Here is a 14,068-nt window from a genome sequence, read left to right as displayed (position 1 = left end):
GTTTTTATAATTATTTTTATTGTTATTGTTATTTTTATTTTTATTTTTATTTTAGAAAAAACTTTGTTCTATTTTTATAATATCATCCGGGTGGATCTCAGTAGCAATATTCCCCTCTAACGTCACTTTAACACCGTTGACTAGTCGTGTGATTTTCCAATCAGAAGTCGACGCTCTATTAGATAATCCTCCAGCGATTGCAATGGCTTTATCTAAGGTCAAATAATCTTGATAAGGGTAACCTCCTGGTCGTGTAACTTGTCCGTGGATAAAAAACGGCCGATAAATAGACACAGAAACAGAGACTTGTGGGTCAACAATATAATCTCCTAGTAAGCCTTTTCTTATCGTGGTTTCAAGTTTCTTAGTTGATAAACCTATTACCTGTATATCAGCTAAAAACGGAAAAGATATAAAACCCGATTTATCAATTTTCACATCAGTTGTTAAATCGTCTTCACCGTAAACAACAATATGTATTTTATCGCCAGGGCCCAGTAAATAATCACTTGCCTCACAAAAAAAGCTGCAGAACACTAAAATTAGTGACAAAACATAGTAACGCATATTTTTTATCCAATACTAAATATTAACATTAAAGCCTAACGATAAGCTATTGCCCTGGTTGTTTAGCCTATCATCACTTGCTGTTAGTTCTTTAAAAGTAAAACCTGCAAATACAGTCAGCCAATCATTACGTTGATAATTCAACCTAACCTCTGAGTATAAATAATCTTCATTAATCGTTTGCTCAAGGTAAACGACCTTTTCTTGTCTATAACCAACAACCGCAGATGTCTGAAAATAATCAGTCAGTTGATGAGTAAGTTGTAAATTAGTACTGTCAACAACTCGATAGCTATCGACAATTCTGTTGGTTGTTTCATAATTTCGTTGGGTGTTTATATTCATTTGCATAAAATTCGTTGGCTGCCAATTAATATCAACTCGCCATTTAAAGCGAGTATCGCTGGCAAATAATGTTTCTTCAAAAGTTAATCTTTGATAACCAATTAATGCTTGCAGTTGAGTTATAGCCGTCGATTGCCACTTCATACCGACTAATACCGCATATATGTCTTTATTTAACGGGCTATTATTTTGAAAATTTGATTGGGTATAAGCTAAATCTGCAGCGAAATATGTCTTTCCTGACAGTAGATAATCAAAACTAGCCGCAACACTTTGATCAACACGGTCAAGTGCCTTATTTTCGGCTCGTCTTGTTTTATAGCGAAAGTCTTCTTGACCGATTGAAAGTTTTAATTTCGCCACTGAATCAATTTGGCCATATAAGTAGCCTATATTAGCGGCAAGCGATTTTTTATCATCTCCGCTTGTTATTGATTCTGCATTGCCTAAAGATAGGCCAGTACCGCGATATTCATAACTTTCCTGTAACTTAATATCTGCAAACAGTGTTTTGTTATGATCAAGCTTAAAGAAATAGCTTGGCTTAAATAATAAATTATTATGATCGTCTTCACTAAAGTGACTAAATTGGTAATGACTGACCTTTGTCGCTAATTGTATTAAATGTCGTGATAACTGTGTTTGAATAAAGACGGACGGTTCAATTTTTATGTAGCCGGTACTTTCTTCATCACTTCCTTGATTAAGAAAGTTACTTATTTGACCATATTCAGATAACAGCGTTGCTGTAAATTGATCACCACTTTCTAGCGCGAAGTCAGTTTCTGCTTTGAGTGCAAAAGAAGTCAGCAAAGTCATTGCAAAAGCAATGAGAAGAATGACTAAAAGTCTAAATATGACCATTGAAAAGTATAAACCTTGAAAACAAATAATGAGCGCGGCACACAATATGCCCTAAAAGTAACGAATATGAAACATTACTGTTACATAAGTGCACGATTATTGTATATAAATGCTTTTATATTTACTTTGTTGCATAAATAAACAAACTCAAATATTTAAAGCCCACCTTAAAAACAAAAAAGCCGCTTTTAAAAGCGGCATTTATTTTCATAAATAAACGTTGAATTGATAACAGCGAGACCTATTCACTAAATATGTTTGATGTATACCTTAGATTTTCGTTGGAAGTTATACAGCTGTTTTTTACCTTCAGGTAAATCTTCCATTGAACTTTCGATAAAACCTTGTTCTCTAAACCAATGACCACTGACCGTTGTTAAGACAAATAATGAGGTTAAGTGTTGATCAAAAGCCTTTACTTCTAAGGCATTCATTAAGCGCTCACCTCGATTTCCATTGCGATAATCAGGATGAATCGCCACACAGGCTATTTCTCCTGAACTTGCTTCGGGATAAGGATACAAAGCAGCACAAGCAATAATAACATCTTCCTTTTTAAGTACCGTAAAGCGATCAATTTCAACTTCAAGTAGTTCTCTTGAGCGCTTCACCAGAATACCTTCCTCTTCTAAGGGGGCAATCAGTTCTAAAATGCCACCGACATCATCGATGCTAGCGGTACAAACTTCTTCTTTATGATCTTTAGCAATTAAAGTACCGGCACCATCGCGGGTAAATAACTCTTGTAGTAAAGCACTATCACTTTGGTAGCTCACGCAGTGACAACGCTCTATACCATTTTCTCCACTCTCGATTATCGCTCTTAATAATAATTGGCGAACATGACAATCTTTATCATCCAATAACGTTTTTACTCGCCGTACACTACAGCTACGAATAAGCTCACCCGATTCATCAATTAAACCATCCTCTTGAGTAAAGGTAATTAATTTATCCGCTTTAAGGGCGAGTGCTGTTTTAGTCGCGACATCTTCAAGTGCTAAGTTAAACACTTCACCGGTAGAAGAGTAGCCAATCGGCGATAATACCACTATCGAGCCATAATCAAGCTGGGTATGAATACCGACCGCATCGATTCGTCTTACGCTACCGGTATATTTATAATCGACGCCATCACGGACCCCTATCGGTTTAGCAATGACAAAATTCCCGGTGCTAACACGAATTCGCGAACCATGCATAGGCGAGTTAACTAAGCCCATAGTGAGTAAAGCTTCGATATGTAAGCGCAATGAACCCGTCGCATCTTTTACTGCAACCAAAGTTTCAGCGTCGGTTACTCTAATATTATTTTCAATATGGCGAGTAATGTTACGCTGATCCATACGCTCTTCTATCTGTGGCCTAGCGCCATGAACTAAGACTAACTTAACACCCAAGCTACGCAACAAAGCAATATCATGAATAATATTGGCAAAATTTGGGTGAAGCACGGCTTCGCCACCAAACATAAGCACCACTGTTTTTCCACGGTGCGCATTAATATAGGGCGCAGCATTTCTAAACCATTTAACATAATTTTGTTCGTTATTATTGATGCTATCCATTTTCTAAGTTGTAACTACCTATTTGTTTATCCCAAACGCTAGCGTTTAGGATCTTAGCTAAAGTAAATACCTTGCCTAAATCAGTTAAAATGACGACTGAAATTATGCCTGTTGAGGCTGACTAAGTATGTATTCCATGGCGACTTCATCAGCAGGGTCTTTATGTGGGCTGGGTTCGCTATCTTCAATAATATTATCGGCTAGTGAACTTTTATCAATTAAGTTAAAACCAAGCTGCTGAAAATATTTTGGAATATAAGTTAAAACAATAATTTGCTCTAATTCCATTTGATAGGCAAATTCTAACAAATACTGAATAAGTGCTTTGCCTTGACCTTGCTGTTGGGCATCATCTTGTAAAACAACTGAGCGTATTTCAGCTAAACCTGTTTGATAGATATAAAGTGATGCGCTGCCAACAACCTTACCGTCAAGCTCGGCAACAACAAAATTCTGAATATCATGAATAATATTGTCACGTGACCGTGGCAGTATTTCCCCTTTATCGGCCCAAAAGTTGGTCAGTTGATAAATACTATCAACATCAGACATTCTCGCTCGACGAACAGACATAGCGGCAGCACGTTGCGCATTTAAACGCTGTTTTACTTGCTTTAATGCCCTTTGAATTCTTTGTTTGCCTGGCGCACCAACAACTTGCTCATTTAAGATAGCTTCATTGCCAGACTGAGTAGTCGCCAGTGCTTTTTCAACTTGTGAACGAGAAGTACCGCCGAGTGCTTCACGCTTATTAAGTGTCGATTCAATAGAAAGGTGCTGATAAACATCTTGCTCAATTCTATCGCTGAATTCTTGTAGTTGGCTTATCGTTAAATCTTCTAAAGGTACACCTTTGTCAATAGCAGCTAATACGACTTCACCAACAATATGATGTGCTTCACGAAACGGAATATCTTTACCGACTAAATAGTCAGCAAGTTCAGTGGCATTCGCATAGCCTTGTTGGGCCGCGGCTAATGTCCGTGAGCGATTTACTTTCAGACCATCAGCAACGAGTACTGCCATTTCCATACATTCTTGCCACGTATCAAGCGCATCAAATAAACCTTCTTTGTCTTCTTGCATATCTTTATTGTAAGCAAGTGCCAACGCTTTCATTGTGGTTAACATCCCCGTTAAGGCGCCAAAAACACGACCTGACTTACCGCGGATTAATTCACAGGCATCAGGGTTTTTCTTTTGTGGCATTAATGATGAACCAGAACTGACCAAATCACTCATTTCAACAAAGCCAGCTTCTCCTGAATTGTAGAAAATTAAATCTTCGGCGAAACGTGATAAATGCATCATTGAAATACTGGCTGAAGCCAACAATTCAATGACATGATCGCGGTCAGAAACAGCATCAAGACTGTTCATGGTGGCCGTTCTGAAACCTAAGCGACTTGCCAGTGCATTTCTGTCAATAGGATAAGCGGTACCCGCTAAAGCGCCTGAGCCCAGTGGCGAAACATCTAAACGATAAAGCGCATCTTTTAAACGGCCAATATCACGGTTAAACATTTCTACATACGCTAAACACCAATGGCCAAAAGTTATTGGCTGCGCTCTTTGTAAATGGGTATAGCCTGGTAGTACCGTATCTTTTTCACGTTCCGCTAAATTCATCATCGCTTGTTGTAAATTGACAAGAGCAAACAGTAAATCGCCACCCTTTTCTTTACACCATAGCTTTAAATCAGTCGCGACTTGGTCATTACGGCTGCGCCCTGTATGAAGCTTCTTACCTAAGTCACCCGTTTTTTCAATTAGCTGGATCTCTACCCAACTATGAATATCTTCCGCATCAGACAACAATATTTGTTGCGGATTTTCTTCTACCGACGCTTTTAATTCTTGCAATGCTGCCGTTAAGCGAACCAGTTCATCTTCATTTATAACGCCTACTTCATGAATAGCTTGCGCCCAGGCTATTGAACCAACAATGTCTTGCACTGCCATGCGGTAATCTACCGGCAATGAGTCATTGAACTTCTTAAATTGTAAACTCGCCTTTTCTTTAAAACGTCCACCCCATAAAGCCATGATTATTTTTCCTTATGCTTTAGCACAGTATCTTTTTGAGAAAGTGCGGTGATCCTACTCGATAAGCTAAATAAACGAATAAATCCTTCGGCGTGTTTTTGGTCATAAACATCGTCAGCACCAAAAGTAGCAAATGCTTCAGAATACAAACTATTTGGCGAACGACGTTGTATGACTTGCGCCATGCCTTTATACAATTTAACAACGACATCACCCGTTAGTTTTTCGGCAAATGAGGCAGCAGAAGCCAATTGAGCCTTAGCAAGCGGGGTAAACCAGCGACCATCATAAATAACATGTGAAAATTCAAGGCCAATAGATTCTCGATATTTAAGTGACTCTTTGTCGAGAATAAGTGACTCTAAACCTTTATAAGCCGCCATCAAAATAGTACCGCCTGGCGTTTCATAACAACCACGAGACTTCATACCAACCAAGCGGTTTTCGACAATATCGATTCTACCAACACCGTGGGCAGCTCCTTTAGCATTTAAGTACATTAACGCTTGATAAGCACCGGCACTGTTTTCCTGGCCATTACCAGAGAAGTCTATACCATCAATAGCAACAAGCTCACCGTCAGCAAAACTTAATTGTACTTTTTCAGGCTCATCAGGCGCATCCATAGGATCAACTGTCATGGTCCATACTTCTTTTGATGGCTCACACCAAGGGTCTTCTAACTCACCACCTTCATGAGAAATATGCCAAGCATTAGCATCACGACTGTAGATTTTAGTTAATGAAGCCGCACAAGGAATGTTACGTTCGGCAAGATAATCTAGTAAGTCTTCACGCGAAACCATGTCCCACTCACGCCATGGGGCGATAACAGTAAGCTCTGGCGCTAGTGCAGCAAAACAAGACTCAAAACGAACTTGGTCGTTGCCTTTACCCGTACAACCATGACACACGGCATCAGCACCCACTTTAAGAGCGATTTCTATGTGCGCTTTAGCAATAATAGGTCGTGCCATTGACGTACCTAATAAATATTGACCTTCGTATACCGCACCGGTTTTTAAAATGGGGTACACATACTCTTTTATGTATTCTTCTTTAAGATCAACCACGTAACATTCAGATGCCCCTGAAGCAATCGCTTTCTCTTTAACACCTTCAAGCTCTTCATCACCTTGGCCAACATCAGCACAAAACGCGATAACCTCACAGCCTTGATAATTTTCTTTTAACCATGGAATAATCGCTGAGGTATCTAATCCACCAGAATATGCTAATACTACTTTTTTGATTTGTTTTTTTGCTAAAGCCATTGTCTTATTCCTAACTAATCTTGATAAATTGTCATGCTGAATATAAATCAGCTGCTGACCTAATAATTTCTACACTATTATTTAGCTAATAGCGTAACGAGTACCGCATTTTGCGCCCACATTCTATTTTCTGCTGCTTGGAAAACTACCGACATTTCACTGTCAAAAAGTGCGGTTGTTATTTCTTCCTCTAAGTGCGCTGGTTGGCAATGCATCACAATACTGGCGCCACTGCCTTTCATCATTTGATGGTTCACTTGATAGGGTGCAAACTTCTCTAGAAGTGCAGCTTTTTTACTGGCATCTTCAAAGCCCATTGATACCCATGTATCGGTATAAATAGCATCTTGCGGCCCTAAAGCCTCAACATCTGATGTAAGTACCAACTTACTCCCTGACTTATCTGCAAAAGCTTTCGCTTTACTAAATAATTGTGCTTCTGGTTCATGCCCCGCTGGGCAAACCAAGGTAAAATCGACCCCTAGTATTGCAGCCATAAACATCAACGAATTGGACACATTGTTACCATCACCAATATAAGCAAGTTTAACCTTTGTTAAATCTATACCTTTACCTAAAACAAAATATTCTTGCAAAGTGACAAAGTCAGCTAGTGCTTGGCACGGATGATATATATCACACAGTGCATTAATCACTGGAATAGTTGCGTGCTCAGCTAAACCTTCGATGGCGCTGTTTTCAAAAACACGTGCAACGATAGCGTCAGCATAGCAAGAAAGATTTTTAGCGTAATCACTAACTCGTTCTCGCTCACCTAGTTTGCCATTTTGTTGGCCTAAATATAGCGCATGGCCGCCTAATTTGTTAATACCCATATCAAAACTAACGTGTGTTCTTAATGAAGGTTTTTCAAAGAGCATCACTACAGATTTACCCGCTAAAGCTTTACTATAGTCGCTAGGATGGTTTTTAATCTTTATTGCTAAAGCAATCAGATCAATTATTTGTGTTTTAGTCAGTTGATCATCTGCTAAAAAGTTTTCTAATCTTGTGTGTGTCGGTGACATGATAAGTCCTATCCGAAAAATCGTTAAATTAAGTGTGACTTAACTGTGGTTAATGTGGCTGAATGCGTGTGCCAATGGCATCACCCTTTATTAGATTGATGATTTGCTCAGGCGACTGCCAACTGGCAACCGCGATACTTCGTCGCAATTGGCTTGCTGCATGCAAAGCGGCATTAACTTTGGCGGTCATCCCACCAGCAATAACACCTTGCTCTATTAAGGAATTTGCCTGAGTTTTACTCAGTGAAGCAATATATTCGCCACGCGCATCTTTTACACCATTAACATCGGTTAGCAGTAGCAATTCGGCATTTAGTAACTGACAAATTGCGACAGCTGCATCATCCGCATTAACATTCACTAACTCACCATTGGCTAATGAACCAATAGAAGAGATAACCGGCAAAAAGTTTGCACTTAAAAGTGTATCGAGTAACTTACTATTATTTGCACTAGGCTCACCCACCATACCCAGGCCTTTATCGCTTAACTGACACGAAACCATATCACCATCGACCAGTGACAATCCAACGGCTTGCATGTGTAAACTTGCTGCAGTGGCAACAATCGCTTTATTAACACTACCTGCTAATGCACCCGCAATAAGGGGCATTTGCTCTTGAGGTGTAACACGTAAACCCTGTTTTTTTTCTGAAGTAAAACCAGCTTGACTGAGTATTTCATCAACAACACAGCCGCCGCCATGCACTAGCACCACGGCTTGATTTTTTAATGTTGCGATAATTTTTAATAAATCAGCTAAAGCATCTTTTTTTTCAAGAATAGCGCCACCGATTTTGATCACTAATGGCTTGTTAGTTTTAGACGTTACTGATGTGTTTATTGTCTTAGTCATTAACTCTTTCCCAAAGTTACATTGTGCAACAAACTATACTCACTCGCTAAACCCAGAGAAATATTCGCACATTGCACCGCTTGTGAAGCAGCACCTTTTAATAAATTATCGATAGCACAACTCACCACAACAACTTGTTTTTCTTCATCGACTTGCCAATGTAAATCAGCAAATGGTGTATTAGCCACATTGTCTATTTTCGGCCAAGCGCCGGTTAAGCGCACCAATGGCTTATCTTGATAAGCGTTTAAAAAAGCTTCGTTAATATGTTTTGTCGTAATACCTGCTTTGATTTGCAAAGTGACAGTTGCCAGCAATCCTCTTTTATAAGGTGCAAGGTGAGGATTAAAAATAACTGCGGCATTAGCTTCTTGGCTTATCTCGGGTTGATGCCTGTGTTGTAAAATATTGTAGGGTGTTAGGCTGACTTCATAAAAGCTTGTCGCTAATGAGGCTTTTCTACCCGCACCGCTGACGCCGCTGATCCCATTAACAACAATGAGAGAGTTTTCAAGATGGTAGTTATTTATGGTAATCGGCTTAAGTGATAATAAACTTGCTGTTGGGTAACAACCAGGTACAGCAACTAATTGTGTATTAGCAATATCATCTTGCTGCCATTCGGCTAAACCATAAGTTGCTTGGGCAAGCGCCAATAAGTTTTTATGTTCAAAACCATAGAATGTTGGATAATCTTCACTATTTTTTAAACGAAAACCACCCGATAGATCGAAAACCTTAACACCTTTCTCAACAAAAGCTTGTGCCCAGTCAGCACTGAACTCATGCGGAGTAGCAAAGAATACCGCATCAAGCTTTTGTACCGTATCATCGAACCAACGCTGTGAAAAACAGACTAAAGGTAAATCACATACGCCTAAGTAACGCGGATGTAATTGCGAAAAGGTCATATCTGCCGAGCTACTGTTTTCTGACACCAGTAAATATTCAAGGGAAATTTTATCGTGCGCAGACAATAAATTAATCAGCTCTGCACCCACATATCCACTTGCTCCAATAACCGCGACTTTCATACAACCTCATCTATTAATTTTTTATTAACCTAAGGAAAGCAGAAAACAAATTATTTTCAATAGCCTTCTATATTTAGGTTATTTACACTAGAATAAGAAAATAACACCCAATGACTCGTTATGCAACAAATAAGCATAATTACCCATGGTTTTTTTATTTATTCATTTTCAACTGTGAGCCACTATGAAAAATTTGCCCAACTTTACTGATTCATTAACACAACTTATTGCCAGTGCTTCTATTAGCTCGACACAAGCGAACTGGGATCAAGGGAATTTAGCAGTTATTCAACTATTGGCAAGTTGGTTTGAACAACTCGGTTTTAGTATCGACATTCAAGCGGTGCCAGAAACGCGCAATAAATATAATTTATTAGCAAAACTCGGTAGTGGAACAGGAGGATTGTTACTGGCAGGTCATAGTGACACTGTACCTTTTGATGAAAATCGTTGGCAGTCAGACCCGTTCAAAATTGTTGATAAAGATAATAAATTTTATGGTTTAGGCACGTGTGATATGAAAGGTTTTTTTGCTTTTATTTTACAAGTTTGTAAAGGATTAACCGCGCAACAGTTAAAAAAACCACTTTACATTTTGGCCACCGCAGATGAAGAAACCACCATGGCTGGCGCACGTTTTTTCACCAAAAACCAACAGATAAAACCCGATGTTGCTATTATTGGTGAGCCAACAAATTTGGTCCCTGTCATCATGCATAAAGGTCATATGTCCCATCGCATAACTATTCAAGGTCAATCAGGACACTCAAGCAAGCCAAGTTTAGGCGTGAATGCGATAGAAATTATCCATCAAGTGATTGGCCAATTAATGCAACTCAAAGAAAAATTGGCTCTCAATTATAGTAATCAAGCCTTTGATGTAAAGGAGCCAACCCTTAATTTTGGCGCAATACACGGTGGCGACAATGCTAATAGAATTTGTGGTCACTGCGAGTTAGACATTGATATGCGTGCCCTACCCGGCATGACTGACAGCGAACTTATCTTACTACTCAGTGAAGCGTTAAAACCGTTAGCTGAAAAATACCCTAATAGAATTTCATTTAGTGAATTGGATCCGAGTTCACCCAGCTTTGAACAAAGTAAAAACAGTGATTTTGTCACTATAGCCGAAGAAATAAGTGGTCATTCATGTTGTGCGGTAAACTATGCGACCGAAGCTCCTTTCATTCAACAACTGGGTTGTCAAACTATCGTTTTAGGTCCTGGTTCAATTGATCAAGCACACCAGCCTAATGAATTTCTAGCGCATAGCGAAATTGATAAAACTGAACAACTATTACTGAAGATGATCGAAAGGTACTGTTTATAAAGGTACAAAAAAGCAAAGCGATAATGCTTTGCTCTTTCGTTTTTACTTAGTATAACCTTGCAAGGGGTTAAGTTATGACTACACCATATCCGCAAACGGATTTTTACTGGGTAAGGCAATACTATTAGTAAAGCCGGTCATTGAGATATTTTCAGTGTTAATTTCAATATCATCATCACCTAGTACACCCACACCAAATTTATAAATTAATTCAAACTGTCCATTGTTGGCTTTTTCTTGATAGATACTTTGTTTCACTTCAACCGCAGATAACTTTTCTTGGTAACGGATCATTTCTGCTATGCTATATCGTTTTTTCAGCATAGAGAGCGTTACGTCTGGTGAGAGTATAGTGGCCGTGGCATTGTTACCGCCAAAACCTTTTGAATTGATGAAAGCAACATCCATCGCTTCACACTGCCAGTGATCAAGAGCGATATTCAAGCGCTCATTATGTACATCATCGGCTATCGATTTAATGGTCGTAATACCCGGCATAATATTATGAGCAAAAACACCTAGCGCCATAGTGATTTGGTCACCACTTGCTGGTGCAATAGTATGGCCAACATAAGCTTTAGGCGCGGCTACCGGCCAATTATGAATATCAAAAGTTTCGGCCAAACGGTGATAAATTAACGACTCGGTGATACGGTTTTGTGGGGTACTTGAACCATGAGCTAATATAAAGCTACGCTTTTGTACCGACTCTTCCCCTAAAATACTTTTTGCTAATGCCACTGACTTCGCCATGGTAATGTAATTACCAGGACCTGGAGCGGTAATAGATTTTTTAATACCATCGGCATTAATGAATACATCAGCAACCGACCCCAAAGGTTTAGCGCCTAATTCAACGGCTAATTCGTCATCCATAATCACCAGAAAATGTGCAGCTTCACCAATAGTAAAACCACAATTTTCACCAAACGGGCGACTGGTATTACGATGGTCAGCTTGGCCATCAGTAATACCATCAAGTTTTTTCAAACCTTCTTCATTAGCCAATGCACTCATGTTACCGAAACCTTCAATAATTTCCGGTGTTATTGGGCTTTCACTACTGCCCACAATAGCAACACGCACTCGACCTGATTTAATATCTTGAATAGCATTGCGTAAGTTATAAAGAAAACTTGCACAAGCGCCAGTCGAAGTCGAGGTGGTACCCACACTGCCGGTCACATAACCATTAATAAAATCAGCTGACATGGTGTTTAAGCCCAACGCTAAGTTTTTAGTGGTAACACGATCGCCATGCAAACGATTTTGCAACATGCCCCCTAAACCTTCCGATTGCATTTGACCGAAAGCTGAAGAAGAATAAGTACCCACGTGGTCTGGGCTTACTTTTTCTAATATTTCATCCCAACTAAAGCCCGTTGAATGAATAGCGTCTGCAGCACCAAAAATAGTCGTTTGTAAGCCACGTGGCTGATAACGACTATTATATAATGTCGACGGTTCAAAGCCGGTAGGTAATTGTCCCGCTGCTTTAATCGGATTATCGCGATAACTACTATGTTTAATATCTAAATTATCAGTAATTTCAACCTTTACACGTTTATCTGCTAAGGGTGTTACTGTCCATGAGCGCGGTAAGGGTTTTGGTAATTCTTTTTCTTTAATTTCAAAAGTAATATTTTCAGTGCTCGGTGTTGCCGCCATATTTGTGTGGCAATGCGTCGCGTCAGGGTCAAAGTGATTATTTTCAATTTTACGGATAAGGGTGCCATCAAGAATTTGCTGGCCAAAACGTGCTTCTACTTCGCTTAATGCAACACAATTACCCTCAACGTCAACTAACTGACCTGCTTGGAAAGTTAAGATATTCATCAAAGTAGCAAGACCAACAAAAGTTTCTTGGCGTGCTTCTGCAGTTAATTTGTCGATAACAATACGACGAAAACCTTGATGAAACGAGGTGCGGCCAGCAGCGTTTACGCCGCCCATGCCAACAATAATAGGTAAAGCAGTCATTTATAATTCTCTTAAATACATGAGTCGTAATTCTTGTCACTAGTGTAAAAAGAAATACCAATAATTAATTGTCGTTTTCAGCCATAAATAATACAATAACAGCCAAATGTTGCAAAAGTTATTAATATGCCACTCAAGACAAGCCGAAAAACAATCAATGTTGCCTTGGTTTTATATGATCATATGTTAGCAACCAGCGTAAGCTTACCTATTGAAATGCTTAGAGCAGGCGAAGCTTTTGCTCGAAGAGAAGATAGGCAATCACCTAAACTCAGTATTGAAATGGTGAGCGAACTATTAGCCCCAGTGCGCACCAGAGCACTTATTAAGCTTTATCCCGATAAAGATATTGAGCATGCCCAAAGTCCAGATTATATTTTTATTCCTAGTCTTTGGCGCAACCCTAGGCCAATAATCAAAAAACAGCCCAAAATGGTAAGTTGGCTTAATCGTATGTGGCAACAAGGTTCAACGCTTATTGGTGGTGGTACAGGGGTTTGTTTTATTGCTGAGTCAGGACTACTTGATCATCATCCGGCAACAACACACTGGCATTATGTTGACCAATTCAAAAGAAATTATCCTAACGTTGAATTGAAACCAGATTTTTTTATTACCCAGTCAGAACGTATTTACTGTGCGGCAAGTTTAAATGCCTTAGCTGATATTACCGTTCACGTTATTCATCAAACGTACGGTGAGACTGCTGCACAACATGTTGAGCGTAATTTCTCTCATGAAATAAGAAAACCATATGAAGAACAACGTTATTTAGAAGGTGCGGTCGATCGACATCCTGATGAATTGATCACTCAAATTCAATTCTGGATGCGTACTAATCTATCATCAACATTATCGCTTACTGAACTGGCGTTACAATTTGGTATTAGCCATAGAACCTTTAGTCGGCGTTTTAAAAATGCTACCGGCGTTAAAGCCTCTCATTATTGGCAAAAAATGCGTGTAGAAACAGTCAAAGATTTACTATCATCAAGTAATCTGTCTATTCAAGAAATCGCTTTTCAGGTGGGTTATCAAGAGCAAGGCCAGTTAACTCGGCTGTTTAAGAAACAATTAAAACTCACTCCAAGAGACTATCGAGCAATGGTGCGTAAAAAGCTTTTTAATTAACGGTTAACGTCTATCAAACAAGCTAAATTTTTGACAGTGCAC

At 39.2% G+C, this 14,068-nt stretch carries 11 protein-coding genes; 2 read left to right on the top strand and 9 right to left on the bottom strand.

Features of this window, described 5'->3' with window-relative positions; translation table 11 throughout:
* Positions 1-51: 51 nt before the first annotated feature.
* The 8 genes from H4J56_RS15665 to argC all read right to left on the bottom strand — a co-directional run bounded on the left by H4J56_RS15665 (position 52) and on the right by argC (position 9,582).
* Positions 52-567, bottom strand: a complete 516-nt coding sequence (locus H4J56_RS15665) for a polysaccharide biosynthesis/export family protein (protein ID WP_182244800.1) — start codon at positions 565-567, stop codon at positions 52-54.
* Between the two features lie 15 nt (positions 568-582).
* Complete coding sequence (locus tag H4J56_RS15660; protein WP_182259580.1) at positions 583-1,776, bottom strand: outer membrane beta-barrel protein; 1,194 nt, start codon at positions 1,774-1,776, stop codon at positions 583-585.
* A 248-nt stretch (positions 1,777-2,024) separates the two neighbouring features.
* Positions 2,025-3,344 (bottom strand): amino-acid N-acetyltransferase, encoded by a 1,320-nt coding sequence (gene argA / locus H4J56_RS15655; RefSeq protein WP_182216800.1) that lies wholly within the window; start codon positions 3,342-3,344, stop codon positions 2,025-2,027.
* A 102-nt stretch (positions 3,345-3,446) separates the two neighbouring features.
* The gene (gene argH / locus H4J56_RS15650) at positions 3,447-5,390 is read right to left on the bottom strand and encodes an argininosuccinate lyase (protein ID WP_182170403.1); all 1,944 of its coding nucleotides are present in this window, start codon (positions 5,388-5,390) and stop codon (positions 3,447-3,449) included.
* A gap of 2 nt (positions 5,391-5,392) precedes the next feature.
* Entirely contained in the window at positions 5,393-6,664 is a 1,272-nt protein-coding gene (locus tag H4J56_RS15645) for an argininosuccinate synthase (RefSeq protein ID WP_182216798.1), read from the bottom strand.
* Between the two features lie 77 nt (positions 6,665-6,741).
* Positions 6,742-7,692 (bottom strand): ornithine carbamoyltransferase, encoded by a 951-nt coding sequence (locus H4J56_RS15640; protein WP_182251453.1) that lies wholly within the window; start codon positions 7,690-7,692, stop codon positions 6,742-6,744.
* Positions 7,693-7,741: 49 nt separating this feature from the next.
* Positions 7,742-8,548 carry an acetylglutamate kinase gene (argB, locus tag H4J56_RS15635; RefSeq protein WP_070375629.1) on the bottom strand — a complete coding sequence of 269 codons (807 nt, stop codon included), beginning with the start codon at positions 8,546-8,548 and terminating at the stop codon, positions 7,742-7,744.
* Positions 8,548-9,582, bottom strand: coding sequence for an N-acetyl-gamma-glutamyl-phosphate reductase (gene argC, locus H4J56_RS15630; RefSeq protein ID WP_182259579.1), 1,035 nt, complete (start codon positions 9,580-9,582; stop codon positions 8,548-8,550). Before argC ends, argB begins: the two co-directional genes overlap by 1 nt.
* Positions 9,583-9,766: 184 nt before the next feature.
* Between argC and argE the strand changes: the two genes are divergently transcribed.
* A complete protein-coding gene (argE, locus tag H4J56_RS15625) occupies positions 9,767-10,915 on the top strand; it encodes an acetylornithine deacetylase (protein WP_182222754.1) in 1,149 nt (382 codons plus the stop codon).
* Positions 10,916-10,993: 78 nt separating this feature from the next.
* Here argE and H4J56_RS15620 read toward each other — a convergent pair whose 3' ends face one another.
* The gene (locus H4J56_RS15620) at positions 10,994-12,895 is read right to left on the bottom strand and encodes a beta-ketoacyl synthase (protein WP_182259578.1); all 1,902 of its coding nucleotides are present in this window, start codon (positions 12,893-12,895) and stop codon (positions 10,994-10,996) included.
* A gap of 126 nt (positions 12,896-13,021) precedes the next feature.
* Between H4J56_RS15620 and H4J56_RS15615 the strand changes: the two genes are divergently transcribed.
* Entirely contained in the window at positions 13,022-14,026 is a 1,005-nt protein-coding gene (locus H4J56_RS15615) for a GlxA family transcriptional regulator (protein WP_182222753.1), read from the top strand.
* The last annotated feature ends 42 nt before the right edge of the window (positions 14,027-14,068 follow it).

Source organism: Colwellia sp. BRX8-4, assembly GCF_014077345.1.
GTDB lineage: Bacteria > Pseudomonadota > Gammaproteobacteria > Enterobacterales > Alteromonadaceae > Colwellia_A.
This window is presented reverse-complemented; position numbering and strand designations above follow the sequence as displayed.